This window comes from Reinekea sp. G2M2-21 (assembly GCF_015687175.1).
Taxonomy (GTDB): domain Bacteria; phylum Pseudomonadota; class Gammaproteobacteria; order Pseudomonadales; family Natronospirillaceae; genus Reinekea.
In genome coordinates this window covers 323,422-341,865 of record NZ_JADPQG010000002.1, presented here as the reverse complement: position 1 = coordinate 341,865, position 18,444 = coordinate 323,422, and the positions used below count along the sequence as shown (strand labels likewise).

19 protein-coding genes are annotated in these 18,444 nt (G+C 53.6%); 15 read left to right on the top strand and 4 right to left on the bottom strand.

Going from position 1 to position 18,444, the window contains the following annotated elements; genetic code table 11:
* The first annotated feature begins 84 nt into the window (after positions 1–84).
* Together IYN85_RS10335 and IYN85_RS10330 are read left to right on the top strand one after the other, a co-directional pair.
* The gene (locus IYN85_RS10335) at positions 85–1,026 is read left to right on the top strand and encodes a CAP domain-containing protein (RefSeq protein WP_196158819.1); all 942 of its coding nucleotides are present in this window, start codon (positions 85–87) and stop codon (positions 1,024–1,026) included.
* A 267-nt stretch (positions 1,027–1,293) separates the two neighbouring features.
* A complete protein-coding gene (locus tag IYN85_RS10330; protein ID WP_196158818.1) occupies positions 1,294–1,512 on the top strand; it encodes a hypothetical protein in 219 nt (72 codons plus the stop codon).
* Positions 1,513–1,558: 46 nt separating this feature from the next.
* Here the strand turns inward: IYN85_RS10330 and IYN85_RS10325 are convergent, their stop codons facing one another.
* Complete coding sequence (locus tag IYN85_RS10325) at positions 1,559–1,909, bottom strand: rhodanese-like domain-containing protein (protein ID WP_196158817.1); 351 nt, start codon at positions 1,907–1,909, stop codon at positions 1,559–1,561.
* Positions 1,910–2,098: 189 nt separating this feature from the next.
* Between IYN85_RS10325 and IYN85_RS10320 the strand changes: the two genes are divergently transcribed.
* The 8 genes from IYN85_RS10320 (at position 2,099) to IYN85_RS10285 (ending at position 10,623) form a co-directional block, all read left to right on the top strand.
* Positions 2,099–3,502: an isochorismate synthase MenF gene (locus tag IYN85_RS10320; protein WP_196158816.1), complete on the top strand. Its 1,404-nt coding sequence runs from the start codon at positions 2,099–2,101 to the stop codon at positions 3,500–3,502.
* 1 nt (position 3,503) lies between these two features.
* A complete protein-coding gene (gene menD / locus IYN85_RS10315; protein ID WP_196158815.1) occupies positions 3,504–5,192 on the top strand; it encodes a 2-succinyl-5-enolpyruvyl-6-hydroxy-3-cyclohexene-1-carboxylic-acid synthase in 1,689 nt (562 codons plus the stop codon).
* Entirely contained in the window at positions 5,182–5,913 is a 732-nt protein-coding gene (locus IYN85_RS10310; protein WP_196158814.1) for an alpha/beta fold hydrolase, read from the top strand. The genes menD and IYN85_RS10310 overlap by 11 nt, the downstream gene beginning before the upstream one ends.
* Positions 5,910–6,776 carry a 1,4-dihydroxy-2-naphthoyl-CoA synthase gene (gene menB / locus IYN85_RS10305; RefSeq protein WP_196158813.1) on the top strand — a complete coding sequence of 289 codons (867 nt, stop codon included), beginning with the start codon at positions 5,910–5,912 and terminating at the stop codon, positions 6,774–6,776. The genes IYN85_RS10310 and menB overlap by 4 nt, the downstream gene beginning before the upstream one ends.
* 3 nt (positions 6,777–6,779) lie before the next feature.
* A complete protein-coding gene (gene menC / locus IYN85_RS10300) occupies positions 6,780–7,724 on the top strand; it encodes an o-succinylbenzoate synthase (RefSeq protein WP_196158812.1) in 945 nt (314 codons plus the stop codon).
* A 2-nt stretch (positions 7,725–7,726) separates the two neighbouring features.
* A complete protein-coding gene (locus IYN85_RS10295) occupies positions 7,727–9,067 on the top strand; it encodes an AMP-binding protein (RefSeq protein ID WP_196158811.1) in 1,341 nt (446 codons plus the stop codon).
* Positions 9,045–9,464, top strand: a complete 420-nt coding sequence (locus IYN85_RS10290; RefSeq protein WP_196158810.1) for a hotdog fold thioesterase — start codon at positions 9,045–9,047, stop codon at positions 9,462–9,464. Before IYN85_RS10295 ends, IYN85_RS10290 begins: the two co-directional genes overlap by 23 nt.
* A 94-nt stretch (positions 9,465–9,558) precedes the next feature.
* Entirely contained in the window at positions 9,559–10,623 is a 1,065-nt protein-coding gene (locus IYN85_RS10285; protein ID WP_196158809.1) for an alkene reductase, read from the top strand.
* Positions 10,624–10,630: 7 nt separating this feature from the next.
* Here IYN85_RS10285 and IYN85_RS26145 read toward each other — a convergent pair whose 3' ends face one another.
* On the bottom strand, positions 10,631–10,762 hold the full coding sequence (locus tag IYN85_RS26145; RefSeq protein ID WP_255533709.1) for a hypothetical protein: 132 nt from the start codon (positions 10,760–10,762) through the stop codon (positions 10,631–10,633).
* A 79-nt stretch (positions 10,763–10,841) separates the two neighbouring features.
* The gene (locus IYN85_RS10280) at positions 10,842–12,398 is read right to left on the bottom strand and encodes a hypothetical protein (protein ID WP_196158808.1); all 1,557 of its coding nucleotides are present in this window, start codon (positions 12,396–12,398) and stop codon (positions 10,842–10,844) included.
* A 157-nt stretch (positions 12,399–12,555) separates the two neighbouring features.
* Between IYN85_RS10280 and IYN85_RS10275 the strand changes: the two genes are divergently transcribed.
* The 5 genes from IYN85_RS10275 to IYN85_RS10255 all read left to right on the top strand — a co-directional run bounded on the left by IYN85_RS10275 (position 12,556) and on the right by IYN85_RS10255 (position 17,913).
* Positions 12,556–13,539, top strand: coding sequence for a GGDEF domain-containing protein (locus IYN85_RS10275; protein ID WP_196158807.1), 984 nt, complete (start codon positions 12,556–12,558; stop codon positions 13,537–13,539).
* 12 nt (positions 13,540–13,551) lie between these two features.
* On the top strand, positions 13,552–14,124 hold the full coding sequence (locus IYN85_RS10270) for a hypothetical protein (protein ID WP_196158806.1): 573 nt from the start codon (positions 13,552–13,554) through the stop codon (positions 14,122–14,124).
* A 131-nt stretch (positions 14,125–14,255) separates the two neighbouring features.
* On the top strand, positions 14,256–14,756 hold the full coding sequence (locus tag IYN85_RS10265; RefSeq protein ID WP_196158805.1) for an RNA polymerase sigma factor: 501 nt from the start codon (positions 14,256–14,258) through the stop codon (positions 14,754–14,756).
* On the top strand, positions 14,753–15,610 hold the full coding sequence (locus tag IYN85_RS10260; RefSeq protein WP_196158804.1) for a hypothetical protein: 858 nt from the start codon (positions 14,753–14,755) through the stop codon (positions 15,608–15,610). The genes IYN85_RS10265 and IYN85_RS10260 overlap by 4 nt, the downstream gene beginning before the upstream one ends.
* Before the next feature lie 5 nt (positions 15,611–15,615).
* On the top strand, positions 15,616–17,913 hold the full coding sequence (locus tag IYN85_RS10255; protein ID WP_196158803.1) for a caspase family protein: 2,298 nt from the start codon (positions 15,616–15,618) through the stop codon (positions 17,911–17,913).
* A 17-nt stretch (positions 17,914–17,930) separates the two neighbouring features.
* Here the strand turns inward: IYN85_RS10255 and IYN85_RS10250 are convergent, their stop codons facing one another.
* Positions 17,931–18,320 (bottom strand): YkgJ family cysteine cluster protein, encoded by a 390-nt coding sequence (locus IYN85_RS10250; protein ID WP_196158802.1) that lies wholly within the window; start codon positions 18,318–18,320, stop codon positions 17,931–17,933.
* Positions 18,321–18,444: the final 124 nt, after the last annotated feature.

Genomic DNA, 18,444 nt, shown 5'->3' with positions numbered 1-18,444 from the left:
GTCATTCACAAAAGTAGAGAAGACAGTGTCAGTCGGGATTTGCTAGGATGCCGAAACGATAATCATTCATGTAAAGGTGACGCCATGAAGTATGCAGCTTTCCCACTGTTGTTGTGTACCATCCTGTTAGCCAGTTGCTTGCCAGAACCGCAACCCGAAAACACTGATAACGTCGACGATACCGGAGGGGAGGAGAACACGGATCGAGGGCCTTTTACGTTAACTGGGTCGATTACAGGCTATACGTCAGATATGGCGATTAAATTGGTTATTAATGGTGACACTGAAGAGGTGCAGGAGCTGATATACCTTGCAGGCAGTTTCCCGGATGTTGATTTTGCGACCCCTTTGTCCACAGGCGATACATTGGGGTTGGTTATTCAGACGGCGCCATTGCATGAACAGTGCGACGTCACGGCATTAACCAGTACCGTTCAAAGTGAAGCACCGACTTTCACTATCCAGTGCAGCGATGTATGTGGGACCGATGCGATTTGTTCGGCATGGCGTAATACACACAATGCGTTGCGGGCAAGCCTTAGTGAGGGCGCAGTAACTGATGGAGCAGGAGGGAACTATCCAATCCCTTCGAATCCACTTCCGGAACTAATCTGGAATGAAAAGCTGGCGCAAGTTGCGCAAACGCACGCTGATGCATGCGTGTACGGTCATAATACTGATCGGCAAACTGAGTATGTCGCCGCCGGTGGCGAGAATATCTATATAGGTGAGAACATTGCGTATCAAGCGTCATCCGCGGCGCTGCAGCCGCTTGAGAATTACGCTGAAATTCTTACCAATGCGTGGTGGGATGAGCACAAAGACTGGGAATATCAAACGTTGCAATCCGAGGATGTCTCAACAGTGGGACATTTTACGCAGATTATTTGGGAAAATACTGTCGAGGTGGGTTGTGGGGTAGCGTCTTGTCCAAATATGGTTTCTGGATTTCATACTGCCTTTGGCGTTTGCAACTATGCTCCGGGTGGTAACTACATTAACCAGTATCCTTACCAGATTAATTAAGTTCTTATGCACATCTATCGGGCTGTTGGGATCCAAATACTCGACAGCCCGAATTCAACTCATGTTGTTTGCTGACATTGGTCACGAACGATTAGCAACCCAAAGCCCATTCTTTCGTATCGAATCAAGAGTCGTTGTGAGGGGTATCAACTTATTGATGGCATTTTTCGTTGCCCGTATTCCAGATTCTGGCATGATGACGGCGCTATTAGGGATAGCGCATGCATTGGCATGATGAACGAAAATAAATATCAAAAGGAATAAAAAATGAAACAAGTTGGTGTGTATTTGTTGATCGCGGGTATTGGCTCAATTCTGTTGAATCAATTTGGCTATGAATTCAGTTTGCTGATGTGGATAGATAACTGGGGTGAAACCGTTGGTTGGGCTATTCGTGGCAGTGCTGTCGTCGCAGGCGTTATTCTGCTTGTCTTGGGCATGAAGGCCGAGCAAAAAGGACACGCAGAAGAAGTTAGTACGGACTGATTCACCCAACTCAGGGGCGGTAATAACCGCCCCGTCAGGCACCGGATCAGCCCTTAAGCTGCCGATACGCGCCCAACCCTCCGGCAATGACTTTCGCATTCACATAGCCCATGTCCCGCAGGCTCGCTGCCGACAAGGAGCCACGGTTGTTGGCGTTGCAATAGCATAATATTTCGGTATGCAGATCGGGGATTTTACCTTCGACGATCATTTCCAGCTTGCCGCGACTGATGTTCATAGAGCCGGGAATGTGGTCTTTGGCGTGTTCTTCGCTGTCGCGGATATCCAAAGCAATCGCACCGTTGGCGACCAACTCGTCTACCTGCTCTGGCAATACGGCGTCAATACGGGCTCGGGCGGCGTCACACATAGCTTGAAATTTTTCGGTATAGTTCATCGTTCTCTCCGGTATATTAATATACTTTAATTTAGTTTTTTCTAATGTAATGAAAGTGACGGCAATTGCAAGCAAAAAAAGTGGCAAGTACTTCTAACGGAGTATCGGGCTGAGAAATGATTCGCATCATCATCCGGTGAAAAGTTTTTGCTATGGTTAAGGTTGTACTTGGTTCAGGTCTGATGGGAAATGTCGTTAAATTTGCCCCCCTATTCTCCCCGTGAAGCGCTGCCGCTATCGCCCCGCCCACTGTTTGCCGCCGCTCAGCAACTCTGGTCTCAATTGCTGACGGTTCCGGTTCAGTTCAATCAACTCTACCGTTTCAGTTGCGCTGTTAGCTCGACACCCAGCACCTGGGCGTTGATGCGTACTGCTGAACAATTAGGCGTTCAAGGCCGTTTTTACTGGCAAGACCGACAACAGCAGCTTGAATTGGTTGGTCTGGGTATTGCGCACGACGTGCGTGACCACACCCAGCAGCAACTGAGCCATCACTGGAGCGACATACAAGCCATCACTGCGGGCTCCGATGCACTGTTCATGGGTGGCCTGTCATTTAATGGCCGTAATGGCACTGGTCACTGGCAGGGCTTCGACGCGCTTCGCTTCGCCTTACCGGTGGTTGAGTTGCGTCGACGTGAAAACCAGTGGCAGCTGAGTGTGCAGCTATTTGCAGAGTGCGCGGAAAAATGGCATCAGCAGTTCAATACGGCCCGGGAAATACTGCATCAGGTGTCGTTGATGCACGCAGACGACGCGGCACCGAGCATTCCTGCGGTGGTCGAACGCACCAGCCTGACCAGCGCCGACCAATGGCGGGATCAAGTTCGAAGCGCATTGAGCAGTATTCAGGCGCATCGTATGGACAAAGTAGTGTTGGCACGCGCCACGGCCTTTGCGTTTCAGCAACCCACCTCGTTGGCTGCTCTAGCTCAGCGCTGGCAAGCGCGCACGCCGGGGACCTTTGGCTTTGCCGTCAATTTTGGTGACGCCAGCTTTGTCGGGTTCTCACCGGAGCGTCTGTTACGACAACAAGGGCTCGATATTGCCACCGAAGCGTTGGCCGGTACGCAGCCTCGAGGTGTTTGCGCGGAACAGGATGCGGCCTATGAGCAGGTTTTGCGCCACGATGACAAATTAATCCACGAACACAAACTGGTTGCTGACTTTATCGCGCAGCGACTAAAACCGTTCAGTAAACACAGCCTCAGGGATGCACAGGTCGGGATTCTCAAACTCGCCAATGTCCAGCACCGCCAGGCGGGATACCGCGCCCAGTTGCATTCCGTTGCCGATACTCCTGCTTTGCTGCAGGCGCTGTTCCCAACCCCTGCTGTCTGTGGCCTGCCGACTCAATTGGCGTTTGATTGCATCGCCAAAGACGAACCGGTTCAGCGTGGCTGGTACGCGGGTGCTGTGGGGGTTATCGGTGAGCACTGCAGCGAATTCAGTGTCGCCATCCGCTCAGGCCTATTGCAAGAGGACTGCTTCATTAACTATGCTGGTGCCGGCATCGTGCAGGGTTCGGACGCCGATGCGGAATGGCAAGAATTGAACGACAAAGTCGCAATCGTGGAGCGGTTACTGAACTGATATGGCGCTGGCATGGCAAAACACCCGGTGGGCCGAAGCGCTGATCAACACGCTGGTGGTCTGCGGCGTGCAACACTTTTTTATTGCCCCGGGCTCACGCAATGCACCGCTCAGCATGGCCTGTCTGCGGTTGTCCCACTCACTGGGCACCCAGTGCCACACTTTCTTTGATGAACGCAGCCTGGCCTTTTGTGCGCTCGGTGCTGCCAAAGCCAGCGACACACCCACGGTCGTCATCACCACCAGTGGCAGCGCAGTGGCGAATTTATTACCCGCCGCGGTGGAGGCCAGTCAACTGGAATTGCCATTGATTTTGCTGACCGCCGACCGACCCGAGGAGTTGATCGGCGTTGGCGCGAATCAGGCAATTGCCCAACCCGGCTTGTTCTCACATTTTGTCCGTCATGCGCAAAATCTGCCATTGCCAGACGATGAAGATGTCCCTGAGCAGTTAGCGCTGTTGGCACAACAGGTGTTGACCTCGTTGCGGCACACACCGGGGCCAATTCATCTCAACGTGCCATTGCGCGAACCTTTGTATGTTGAGCCGTCTGAGTTAGATTCCACGCCTGCGGCTTGGCCCGTCGTGGATAAACCCATATTGCCCGAATGGTTGTCGGCCCGGGTGCCAGCAACGGATGTTGCTCCGATCTTACTCACATCGCCCACGGTGCTGGTGGCTGGGGAGCTTCAGCCTGAAGAAGCAGAAGTCGTGTTAAAGCTGGCGGACGCCTTACGGTTGCCCCTGTTAGCGGATATTGGCAGTCAATTGCGGCAGAGGCAGCACCCGAATGTTCTTCCGGTGCCTCACTTTTTGGCACAGACCGGGGCGCTTGATGCTGTTCAATCCATCGTTCAGTTCGGGGGGCGGTTGGTCAGCAAACCGCTGAATCAATGGTTGGAATCTACCTCGGCGCCACGCTATCTGTTTAGCGCGACGGCCGCATTGTTGGACCCATCCGGCCGCGCTCTACAACGCCAGGCCTGCGCGGTTGATTGGCCGACATTGCTGCCAGATACCCTGCCCGATCAGACCGCTTTTAATCAGAAATTGCTAGCAACAGGGGCCGAATTGTCGCGTATTGTGGGTAACTGCACGCATTCGATGTTTTCAGAATACAGTGTTGCAGACACCCTTTCCAAACTGCTGCCCACAGACCATGCATTGATGTTGGGAAATAGCCTGAGTATCCGCCTGTTTGATCAGGTTGCGGTGCAGCGAGAGCAATCGAACCGGGTGTATTGCAATCGTGGCGCCAGTGGTATCGATGGGCTTATCGCCACCAGCGCAGGATTAGCGCTGGTGGATCGTCATCCGGTGACAGCCATGATCGGTGATATGTCGGCCCTTTATGATCTCAACAGTCTCGCCTGGCTGCGCAACGTGACGCAAACCGTGGTGTTGGTGGTGCTAAACAACGACGGTGGGCAGATCTTCTCCATGTTACCGGCGGCACAGCAGACCGATGTGTTTGACGCCGCCTTTCTGCAGCCGCATGGCCTTGATTTCCGGGATTTCTGCGCAGGCTTTGGCGTGAGTTATCAACAGGTGTCGTCCGAGTCGGCCTTCCGGCAAAGTTATCAACAGGTCTGTGGTCAGCCGGGTGGGCATGTGATTGAGGTGACCGTGCCGAACAATGCCTTCCGTGCGCATCACGCGCTGATTCAGAGCCACGTGCATGGCCGCTGAGTTGTGTTTTCTGCCCGGCTTTATGGGCAGTGGCGACGACTTCAGCCGGGTGCGCCAATACCTGAGCCTGCCTGCGAGCGAGCCGTGGCAATGGCCCTGGCCTGACGGCGTTGACGATATAGCGGGTTATGCACACCAGTGTTGGTTGCGTTTTAACGCTGCTCACCCGGAGCCGTTTTATCTGTATGCCTACAGCATGGGCGGGCGCGTGGCGCTGCATTGGCTGAGTGAGCCCGACTTTATACGCAGGTGTCGTGGGCTGGTTCTGGCCGGCGCTCACACCGGGTTGCTTGACCATTCGACCAGACATGCGCGACAACAAAGCGATGCCGTCTGGGCAGAGCGCTTCACGTCACAAGCACTGCCGTTAACGTTGCAACAATGGTATGAGCAACCGGTATTCGGTTCGTTGAGCCAAACACAGAAACAGCAATTGATCGCCAGCAAAACCAGCCAAAACCCGCAACAGCTTGCGCAAATTCTGCGTTGCGCCAGCCTGGGGACACAAGCCGATCTGCGTCAGTCATTGATCGCCAACGCCGATGTCAGCTACTTGGTGGGCGAACTGGACCGCAAATTTTTAACCCTGAGCGATACCTTTTGTCCGCCTGTCTTGCGCCACTGCATTGCACAGGCGGGGCATATCGTGCATGTTGAGCAGCCTGAGCGCGTTGCCGCGATTCTGGCTCACACTATGACCACTGGAGACTTCTATTCATGACTGACCAAGCATCCGTAAACCCCGGCCACAGTTCCATCGTTCCGGCAGCCGACTGGCAGGATTGCTCCGCCCCTTATGAAGACATTTATTATCACAAGGCTGAAGGCATCGCCAAAATCACCATTAACCGACCTGAAGTTCGTAATGCGTTTCGGCCGCAGACGGTGAAAGAAATGATTCACGCGTTGGCGGATGCCCGATTTGACGCCGGCATCGGCGTAGTGATCTTCACCGGTCAGGGTGATATGGCGTTCTGTTCCGGCGGCGATCAACGCGTACGCGGTAACGCCGGTTATAAAGACGAGCAGGGGGTACATCACCTGAACGTACTGGACTTGCAGAAAGATATCCGTTCCTGTCCAAAACCGGTTATCGCCATGGTGGCAGGCTTCTCCATTGGTGGTGGCCACGTCTTGCATCTGGTCTGTGACCTGACCATCGCGGCGGATAATGCCCGTTTTGGGCAAACCGGACCGAAGGTCGGCTCGTTTGATGGCGGTTTCGGCGCCAGTTATCTCGCCAGCATAGTTGGCCAGAAGAAAGCCCGGGAAATCTGGTTGTTGTGCCGCCAGTACAACGCCCAGGAAGCGTTGGATATGGGCTTGGTGAACAGGGTGGTGCCATTGGCTGACCTGGAAACCGAAACCGTGGATTGGGCACGAACGATTCTGCAGCACTCTCCGTTGGCACTGCGTACATTGAAATCAGCCTTTAACGCGGGTCTCGACGGGCAGTCCGGCATTCAGGAACTGGCCGGTAACGCGACAATGATGTTTTACATGACCGAAGAAGGTCAGGAAGGCCGAGACGCGTATCTGGAAAAGCGTCACCCGGACTTCAAAAAATTTAACCGGGTTCCCTAGGTCATGACAGCACGTTGGTCGGCCTGGTCAGCAACGTTGGCGTTACCCAAGTCGGTCACGCTGCGTCATCACAGCATAGAGCAACGTCAGGTCTTATTGTTGTGCTATCAGTCGGCAAACGAAACCTTGTGGACAGAAGCTGCGCCGTTACCGGGTTGGTCCTGCGACACGGTTGTGGATAACCGAGCAGCCCTGCCACAAATACAGGGCCTGACGCCACAACAGGCGCTGTCTGTCGACCTGCCCCCTGCTTTGTCGACAGCTGTTGGGCTGCTAACCTTGCCGAACTGTGCACGGCGTGAGCCTGCCGTTGAATCGAATCTATTATTGTTGGAAGATGATGACATCCTCGGCGAAACTGTCATTAACGTCGGCAAACGATGCTACAAAGTGAAAGTCGGCCGTTTGCCCATTGATGTCGACATTGCCCGCATACAGAGCTTGCTGGCGCAAAGTTGCGAACACATCTGTTTCCGGCTGGACGCGAATCAGAGCTGGACCTATGAAGATATCCACAAACTTGATGTCGCCCTGGGGGACGAACCGCGCATTGCCTATGTGGAAGAGCCGCTAAGACCAGAATTGAGCTATCAACTCTGGCCGAGCGTGACCCGGTTGGCTTTTGCCCATGATGAACGGCTGCGACAACCCGATTTCAAGCCCGATCCCCATTGTTCTGCTCTGGTGATCAAACCAACCCTGCTGGGCTGGTCGCGCACGCAAGACTGTAATCAAATTGCCCGGCAGCAGGGCTGCTCTCAGGTGTTGAGCAGCAGTTTTGAAAGTCTGGTCGGCTTGAACCTGTTGAACAACCTCGCCCGGCATTGGCAGTTATCCACCGTGCAGGGGTTGGCGACGGCCGACTTTTTTCAACAGCAGTGGCACACACCCGACGCCGAGAACCCACTGCCCATTGCCCCCGTATTCGACGTCGAACAGGTACTGTAAACATGACTGTGTCTGAATCCTGGCGGATGTTAGACCGGGTCGGCTTTGCCAGAAATCCATTAAACGCACTGTGCAGTCGTACCGGCGACCTCAGTTATGCACAGTTACATCAAGTCGTGACACAGCGAGCCGATGAATTCCGGCAACAGGGGCTCGCAATGAATGATGTGCTGTTGTTGCCCATGGCCAAAGACCCCAGCGATGTGATAAACGTACTGGCCGCCACGACCGTGACCGGCGCGACGTTGCTCTGTTCGGCTCAGACGCCCCAAACGTTGCTGACTCAGTTGCAAACCCAGGCAACTGTTTACCTGACCGACCGTGAGCAAGGCATCTTCACCCGGTTGCGGGAAGGCTTGGATATGGCGTTGATGACCGAATCTGAGCCCCGGTTGGGTGTGCTCAGTTCGGGCAGTACGGGCACGCCCAAACGCATCTGGCATCGCTTATCTCACTTTATCCACAGTGCCGAAGGCAGTAACCGATTGTTACCGTTATCCACAGCGGGGTTTTCACTGGTCAGTTTACCCCTGCACCATGTCGGCGGTTTGGGCGTGGTGTTCCGTGCGCTGATCAGTGGCCGCCCGTTGCTGTTCGATCAACCGGCAGACGACGCGAAAACTTATCAACAGTATCCGATCGCACGAGTGTCGTTGGTGCCCACCCAATTGCACCGGTTAATGCAGCAGTCGATGCCGCGTAAACCACGACAGGTGCTCTTAGGCGGTGCCCCAATACCAGATACCCTGATCACACAGGCGCGCGAACGAGGCTGGCAGCTGCATCGTAGCTATGGGCTCAGTGAAATGGCCTCACAGGTAATGACAGAAGTCTCCGTCAATCATTGGCAATGTTTGCCGCATGTGCAGTGTGCAAGTCGCGGCGGCGAAATTCTGGTTCAGGGTGACAGCCTGTTTCTGGGCTATGGCGATCCCTGGCAACCACAGCAAACGCTTCTGGATGGTTGGCTCGCCACTGGGGATATGGCGGAAATCAGTGGCAGCCGGTTTCGGTTTGTCGGTCGTCGTGACAACCAGTTTATCAGCGGGGGCGAAAATGTTTGCCCGGAAACCATCGAACAGGCGTTTATCAACGCTGGTTTGGTGAATCACATTGTGATTGTGCCGCAGGCCGATGATGAATGGGGCGCAAAAACGGTGGCGGTGCTTGACCCGGTATCCGGTGTCGATCTCGAGCGGTTGCGCGATTTTGCCCGTCAACAGCTGTTGCCTCATGAGCAACCGAAACACTACTATCAGTGGCAAGCCGATGCCGCACTGAAAGTGCAGCGCCCGTCACTGATTGCAAAGGTAAATAACAATGATCTGGACGACCTTACCTGACATTGCCCGTATGACCGAACTCGGTCTGAAGGGTGCCACCAGCCACATGGGGATTGAGTTTACCGAAGTGGGCGATGACTTTTTGCGCGCCACCATGCCGGTCGACGAACGCACCAAGCAGCCGTTTGGCCTGCTTCACGGTGGTGCCTCTGTGTTGTTGGCGGAAACCGTCGGCAGCATGGCCGCCAATTTCTGCGTTGCAGAGGGTGAAGTCGCCGTCGGATTAGATATCAACGCCAATCATGTTCGTGCAGTGACGGAGGGATTGGTAACGGCGACAGCGACGCCGGTGAATATCGGCCGTACCATTCAGGTCTGGCAGATCAATATTGAAGATCAACGCGGCAAACTGGTCTGCGCGTCACGGTTGACCATGGCGGTGAAACAGCACGGTTAAGCTTTGAGGGCGTCCATACCGACCCTTTAATAAAACAGAACTGCCCTCAATTCTAAGGTGTTATTAACCGTTCAGGTTTTGAGGAATTCTGTTTATGCCAACCCTGTTTGAGCCGATTCAAGTCGGTGCTTATACCCTGCCCAACCGTATTATCATGGCGCCGTTAACCCGCTCACGGGCCAATAACCCTGGGCGTATCCCTAACGAATTGATGATCGAGTATTACCGGCAGCGCGCCAGTGCTGGTTTAATTCTGACAGAAGCGACGTCGGTGACACCGATGGGCGTCGGTTACCCAGACACCCCCGGAATCTGGAATGACGCGCAAACCGAAGGCTGGAAACCGATCACGGAAGCCGTGCATGCGGAAGGCGGTCGCATTTTCATGCAACTGTGGCATGTAGGCCGAATTTCCGACCCAACGTATCTGGGCGGTGAGTTGCCCGTAGCGCCGTCTGAAATTGCCGCACCCGGTCATGTCAGCCATATCCGTCCGTATAAACCGTTCGTGGTGCCTCGGGCGCTGTCGCTGGTGGAAATCAAAAACCTGCATACCATCTACCGACGCGCGGCTGAAAACGCTAAAACCGCTGGGTTTGATGGTGTCGAGTTGCATGGCGCGAATGGCTATCTGTTCGATCAGTTCCTGCATGAAAGTACCAACACCCGGACTGACGAATACGGCGGCAGCATTGAAAACCGAGCCCGGTTTCTGCTGGAAATCGTTGATGTGCTGATCGACGTTTGGGGCGCGGACAAGGTTGGTGTGCATTTAGCGCCGGCCAGTGATGGTGCGGGTCTGGAAGACTCCAATCCCGAAGCCCTGTTTACCTATGTGGCTCAGCAGCTCAGTGAGCGTCATATCGCGTTTATTTTTGCCCGCGAGGACACGAAGGAAGAGCATACGGTCGGTCGTTTGGTGCGAGAGAATTTTGATGGTGTGTACATTGCCAATCAGGGGCTTGATCAAACCCGTGCGGCGATGTTGCTGGAGCATAACCGCGCCGATGCGGTGAGTTTCGGGCAGCTGTTCATTGCCAACCCAGACCTCGTTGAGCGTCTGCAACAGGGCACCGAATTGAATCAGCCAAATCCAGAAACTTACTATTTCAACGCCGAGAAAGGCTACACCGACTACCCATTTCTGGCAGACGTGTAAGTGCTCACTAACGGCCGAGTTGACTCAAATACTGGGTCGGCTCGTCCTGGCTTGGTGCCAAACCACCCCATTCCACACTGGCCAAGGCAATCACCAGCAGAAACAATAACCCTTGCGATGTTCGGATAACGACTTGCATGCGACGGTCTGGCTCCCTGTTTGTTCATAGGTCGCCAGTCTAACGTAGCGGGCTGAATCCGGACTGAACAAAGAGCAAACTAACCGGCCGCTTGAATTATCGAATATAGGGACAGATGTTTCAGCGCTTCCTGTTGATTGCGGCGGATCTCCTTCAGCTCTTCCACCATGGACCGCAGTTCCTGCAACTTCGGATCTAACCGAGCTTGCTGCCATTGATAGCGGTCTGGCAGGTTATCCAGAAACCGGAACTCGTGCATCTGCGGCACATAGACAGACTCGTTTTGATCGTTGACCGAGGAATGCGGGGCGCTGGGCGTTAGCGTATTCATCGCCTGAGTGACCCAAGCCTGCAAGTGTCGTTGTCGCTGTTCAACGGTCATGGGAGATGTCTTTGGCGAAGAAAACAAGTGTACTTCTGCTGAAGAAAAACTCTGTATGGTGCCGATAGGCGGATTGCGTTGCCATTGCCGGACCGGCGCTGACTCAACAACCTCAAGCCCCTCATTGACGTTTTCCAGTGTCACCTGAGTTTGTGCATTGCGACCATTCACCAAGGCCGTGTTCAGGCCGGTAAAGGCACTTAAAGGTGTTTCTACCGGAGCGAAGTCGGTGCGGATTTGACCGGCCAGTGGGATGCCGTTCATCACTAACCGGTTAGCCGGTTCCGTGGCTTTTAAATCGACTTCCTGAACCATCAGGGTCTGACCCTGTTCACTCAAGGCCATGCCGGTGCGTTTGATGCGCGCCAGGAACTGGCCCTGGTCGTCGTTGAGGTCATACTGCGTTGCAGCACTGCCCAGATATATCGCGCCGACGTTTTCAGAACGCAGTGACGTTAACGTCGCGCCACTGGCATTAAAACCCAGAAACCCCAGACGTTCGTAGATGGCATCCTGTTCGTCGATCCAACCGTTTCCATCGTCATCGTAGGCACGCAGCTCGTTATAGCCTTGCCCGGTCGTGGGTCCAAACATTTCCCGACCATCGTCAATCACGCCATTGGCGTTTTTATCAAACACCAGATATCCGGTACCTGTCGCTGTTTGCGAGACGGTATCCAGGGTGCCGTCGGCATCGAGATCAAATTCAAAAAACGTGTTGCTCAAGGTGACCAAGCCGCCGTGCGTGTTGATCAGCAGTGGGTCCATCAGGTCGCGGTCACCGCTGAAGGTCTGATCCGATTCAAATGTCGTGTCGCGCTGGTAACGGATATCCATTAAAAACTGGATGGACTCGCCAGACTGGGTGGTGACAGAACCAAATGCCTCAACCGTCAGTTCATCCTGTAACTGCGTTCGGTTGATGCGCTGGATGGAGACCAATACGTTGTTTGCGCCGTCTTGCTCCGCTTGCGCCCGGTGCACGGTTATTTCACGTTGTGTCAGCACGTGTGTCAGTTGCTCGGCGACGTACTGCGAGTCGAACCGGGCGACTTCATCATTGGGCAACTGTATCTTCGATTGGCTGTGCAGCTGCTGGGTTTCGGCTGACTCGGTGGACAGTGTTAGCATGACACTGGCTTGGTTTTCGTCGTCGACGGTATCGAGGATGGTTTCAACGACTTGACTCGATGTTGCTACCGTCGTTCTGGAAGCATTTCCCTGCAGAACTACCATGGCCTCTTGAATTCTCATGTCGTCTCCTTCGCCTGGGCGCACGAATACAAAAAGGTTATCGGCCAAGATGGCTTTCAGATTAAGCGCGTTTGGCTATAACCCGCGGTCTGAATATAGCCGCACGAAAAACCGGATTCTGTTATGATTTTCGGCCACAACGGAGGGTGGTTCGAGCATGAATAAACGATCAGCGGACGAATGGATTGTTTTGGGCATCAGTTTTCTGTGTTTGCTGGGTTTGGCGCCGTTTGCCGTGATTCGCCTGACCATGGGCAACCACTGGGTGGCCGTCATGGATATTTTTGGTGCTGTGTGCGCGCTCAGTTGTTTTATCTACGTTTGGCGCACGCATCAAACACGGGTGATTGCGCCCTTAATTGCCATCGTGTCGTTGGCTGGCATGACCAGCAATATCTACCGATTGGGCATCGACGATCTTTACTTCATGTACCCGGTACTCATAGCCGCCTATTTCCTGCTACGCCCCTGGCCTGCCGTCATTGCCACCACCCTGGCGGTGATGGTGATCAGCCTTATTCTCGTAAACCAGGTCTCCCTGTTTGACACCGTCAAAGCGATGTTTTCCCTGCTGGCAACGGTGCTGTTTACGTTTTTGTTCGCCTGGCAACGTAACCGGCAACATGAAGAGTTAAAGCAGTTGAGTCGCGTCGACGCGTTGACGGGTGCCGGAAATCGCCGTGCATTGCGCGAACAATTGGACAGCCTAATCCATCTGCATGCCCGCGACCGGCAACCCATGTCATTGATCTTTCTGGACATGGACGACTTTAAAGTGATCAACGATGAATTTGGTCATCTCGTGGGAGATCAGGTGTTAAAGCGCGTCGCCGAACTAATTCAGCAACGTATCCGCAGCACCGACTATCTGTACCGTTATGGTGGCGACGAATTTATGGTGTTGGCGAATCACTCCGACATCGCGACCACGCATGTATTGGCCAATGATATACGTGAACGTGTCGTTCAAGATCGAGCGGTCACCGGTAAAGCGGTCTCGATGTCGGTTGGGGTTTCTGAATATCAAATGGGTGAAACCGCCGACCAATGGTTAGCTCGCGCCGACCAGGCAATGTACAGCGCGAAGGACTCAGGTAAAAACGCGGTCAGTATCGCAGAACTCACACCGAAGGAAATCTAGGGCACTAACTTAATGGATCTTATTCTTCAGTTTTGGGGTGGGTTGTTTTACCTCGCAAACAAAATTTTGTTTGCCCTTGCCGAGCGCCAGGCTAAGGCGCAACGACGACAGCTCAAGCTCATCGGTTGGCTTGTCTATATCCTTGGGGTTCCGGCCTGGGTCATTATCATGATCGATCACAACAACTGGATCGCTGCTGCCATTGAAGCGGGCGGTGTACCGGCTATGTTGTTGGGCCTGTACAACACCTATCAGGGCAAGCTCAGTGCTTCGCGCTTGATCAATCACAGTGTGGCAGCCGCCACCTACGCGGCCGTTGCGTTTGGACTGATATACAGTCTGTTGCTAAACGGTGGTGTGACATCTCTGTCTCAGGTTTTAGAACTGGGGATCATGACTGGATTCCTGTTGGGCAGTTACTTTCTGGCGAAAAGCAATCCTGTCGGTTGGTTGTTTTTCATGTTAATGAATCTGTCGATGGCGACCTTGATGGGCTTGCAGGGTAAGCCCATCCTCATGACGTTACAGCTCTTGTCTTTAAGTTTTGTCTTTTACGGTTTTATTCAGGTTCGGTACCAAAGCTGAGTTTTTTTAATTTATTTTTGACGCTTTTTGGTCGCTCAGGTGTTTAACACATATCGCAAGGCCATTAACCCAAACAAAAACCGGTCAGTGGAAGCGATGTGGAGTGACTCAACGGGTAACACGGAAAGGACATGACAACAGAAAATACGCTATTGGAAGTGGCAAACCTGTACGAACGATACGGGGGCATGGTGTTACGCCGGTGCCAGTCGATATTGGCGAATGAACAGCGGGCCATGGACGCCATGCAAGATGTGTTTGTGCAATTGCTGCAGCAGCAAACGCGACTCACGGCAAATGGGCTATCGAGCCTGTTGTACCGGATGGCCACCAATGTCAGTCTGAATGCATTGCGTCATCAGCGCGTGCGCGAGCGCGACCTGCTTTTGGACTCTATCCCAGAAGATGACCTCGAAGAAACCTCCACTGAAAACCAAATTATCAATCTGGACCGCATTATGAAAGTGCTGAACCGGGTTCCAGAGCGAACCCAGGAAGCCGCGCTTTATTACTATGTTGACGGTTTTACGATGGATGAAATTGCAACCATGATGCACATGTCGAATTCCAATACACGCCGTTTACTGCGTGAATTGCGGCAAGTGATTCCGCAAACGGAGGTGTCACCATGAACAAAATAACAGACTGGATGTTGGAGCAATACGTATTGGCGGAGTTACCCGCGGATGACATGCGCAGCATACGGCAACAGGCTAGCCAAGATACGGCCTTGCAAGCACGCATTAATCAAATTCATAACAGTAACCGCGCGTTAATGCGGGCAATGCCCCCTCAGGCTTTTGCGGCTTCGGTGGCGAACGCGGTTGCGGCAGACAAAATTTCGTCTACCCAGCAACGACAGCAGCGACAGTCGCATTTCTGGGCGCAATTTACGGGCTGGTGGCAGCAAAACATGGGTTCGCGCGCTTGGACAACCATTGGCGCAGCCGCGTTGATGTCGGTCTTTGTCATCATGCTGTTGCCGACGATCATCAATACACCGCAGACAGCCTCGGTGCAGGTGACTGAAGAGGGTGTGCGGTTAAAAGGCCTGACCCCCTCGTTTCGGGTTTATCGGCTGGAGCAGGACGAGCCTCATCGGTTGTCGGTACAAAACTCACTGCAAGCAGGCGACCTGTTGCAGTTAAGTTACGTTGCCGCGGGGCAAGCTTACGGATATTTGGTGTCGGTGGATGGCAACAATGTGACCACCGTTCATTTGGCTAACGCCGGTCAGTCGGTGGCTTTGCTCAGTGACGGCGAAGTGCGTTTAGCCGAAGGCTACCGGCTAGATGACGCACCCGGTTTTGAACGGTTTATTTTCGTCACGTCACCAGAACCGTTCCCGACGGAGATTGTGGATCGGGCGATTAACGCACTGCTTGATTCGCAAACGGCCGACTATGGACAGCTCGTGTTTCCGACACCGCCGTCGCAGAGTTTTTCGGTGACCAGCATGACGTTTTTGAAAGCCGATAAGGAGTAATCACCATGCGAGCTTTTCTTCTGTTCTGTTTAAGTGTGTTACTCAGTGGCGGGTTGTTTGCAGAGGCGGGTGTTGTTCGTCACGCGGTTATTGTGGGTGTGAATGACGGTGGACCGGAACGCCAGCAACTGAAATACGCCACGGTCGATGCGCAATCTATTTACGGTGTGTTCACCAGCCTCGGTGGTTTGTCCGCCGAGCGCACGCAGCTGATGTTGGAGCCTTCGGCGAACGATTTAATCGCCGCGCTGGCGAAGGTCGAAGGCGATATAGCCACGGCCAAACTGAGTTCTGTTTCGCCAGCACCGCGCGTTGAATTCCTGTTTTATTACTCCGGCCATTCCGATGAAAAAGCGTTGTTAATCGGCCAGGAGGCAGTCAGTTACGAACAACTGAAAGTCGCCATCGACAAAATAGACGCCGACGTGACCGTGGCGATGCTCGACTCCTGCGCGTCTGGCGCGTTTACTCGCCTGAAAGGTGGAACGCACGTGAAACCCTTCCTGGCCAACAGCGCCACATCGGTGAATGGGTACGCTTATCTGGCGTCGAGTTCCGCTGACGAAGCCGCCCAGGAAAGTGATGCCATTGGTGGTGCTTACTTCACCCATTACATGGTGTCCGCGTTACGCGGTGCGGGCGATCTCAGCGCGGATAACAAAGTCACACTGAACGAAGCCTATCACTTTGCCTTTAATGAAACGCTGGCACGTACCGAAGGCAGCCAGTACGGGGCGCAACACGCGGCGTACAATATCCAGCTGTCTGGTGAAGGCGACCTGGTGCTGACTGACCTGAACCAGACCTCCGGAGAATTGATATTGGGCAAGGACATTACCGGTCGGTTGTATATTCGCGATGCGCGCGGCAACTTGATGGTGGAGCTGTCCAAGAACGAATCCAAACCACTGAAAATTGGTTTGGAACCGGGTGCTTACAAAATCACTCTGGAGCGCGAGGGTGAGATCTTCCGTTCCGAATCGTTTGCCGTTAACAAAGGTATTTCCACCTTAAGCATGGATGACCTCTCGTTGGCGCAGACGGAACTGGCTTCGGCTCGTGGAGGTTCACTGGAGTCTCTGCCAGCGTTGGATGTGGTCGATGTAGACGTGAAACTTTCCTTCACCGAATCGAAATCCTCTCCCGCGACTCTGCCGGGTGAACGGCAGCGGGTGAAGTGGGACTTCAACCTGTTTGGTAACAAGACCTACACCATTGATGGTTTGTCTGCCGGTGCATTGTTAACCCACACCGAGCAAAACACGCGCGGCGTGCAATTGGCTGGATTCTATAATCGCATCGGTGGCGATCTGAATGGTGTGGCAATCTCCGGGTTAATGAACGATGTGGGTGGCGATGTCGAGCGTTCATTTATGCTCACCGGTGGTTTAAACCTGATTGGCGGCACTTTGGAGCAGGCGTTTACGATGGGGGCTGTTAACCTGGCCATGGTGAGTGCGGATCAGTCTTTTATGGCCGCCGGTTTGCTGAACTACACCCCAGAGTTTTCGCAGGGCGGGCAGTTGACGGGCGCGATCAACTACGCCGAGTTTTTTAACCAGGGTGTGCAAGGTGCCGGAGCATTGAACTACGCGGACCATTTTGCGGAAGGTGTTCAGATCAGCGGCGGCGTGAACTTTGCCAAATCATTTGAACAGGGATTGCAGTTGACCGGTGGTGTGAATACCGCACTGACCGTAGATCACGGCGTGCAGATTGGTACCGTCAACATTGCCAATACCATTCGGGGGTCGCAAATTGGCGTAGTGAATGTTGCCCGGGAACTGGATGGTGAAGCCATCGGCTTGTTGAATTTTATTGGTAACGGTCGGCACGGTGTCAGTTTGCGCTATAACGAACGTCAAATGCCAACGCTGGAATTAAAAACGGGTGGTCGTTCAACCTACACCGAATTGGCCGTCGGCAAGCGCATGGACGATGATTTAACGTCGGTCAGTGTGGCCTTCGGCGTGCGTATGCTGGATTTACGGTCCCATTTTCTGGAAGCCGATTTCGGACAGGTACAGTACCTGAAACCAGAGGGCTGTGTTTTCTGCAGCAACCCGACAATCACCGACAAATCCATCACCCGTTTGCGTTTCAATCTGGGCCAGAAAGTAACCCGTCATATCAACCTGGTGGCGGGCATCAGTTTGAACGGCACGTTGGATGGCTGGAATACGGACTATTGGTCTAACGAACCGATTGCCAACTTCGCGCAGAATTATCTGACCGATGCCCTTTGGCAGGAAGGCAACGGTCGTCGTTGGGTCGGTTATTCGTTTGGTTTGGAAATTCTGTAGTAGGGGTTGAGCGCGGTTTATCGGGATTGAACTGGCGGACGACTGTCCGCCATCAACCGGTCGAGTTCCCGTTGCGCACGATCAAGGTTGGTAATGTCGTGTGCTTCAATCATTTCACACTCATCCCGAACCATTTCACTCACTGTGGTAGGGTAATGGCGGCAATCGTTTGGGCGATCTGTGTAGATTTTGCAGGTGTACGTGCTTTGCCCTTCTGCTTTCTCCAGCCAGGGGCATTGCTGTAAGGGTTCACCGCTGGTGGGATGAATCCAGATTTTTCCGTTACGTGCGTATTCTCGTACGGTTGGGTTGTAGGTTTCCCACGCCGCAATCTCATCTTCATTGACGTCCAAACCCTGACCGCCGTATTTAATGCAGCACTTTCCGCAGGCGTTACAGGCTTTCATGTTTGGGTGTTTTTCATGATCGGTTCCGGTTCATTGTATCTCGGGCCTGTTTAGCACTACTGTCCCATCCTTAGCCCTAGCTCGCAAGTTCACGGGTGAAAAAGCCGCCGTAAAGAATGATTGC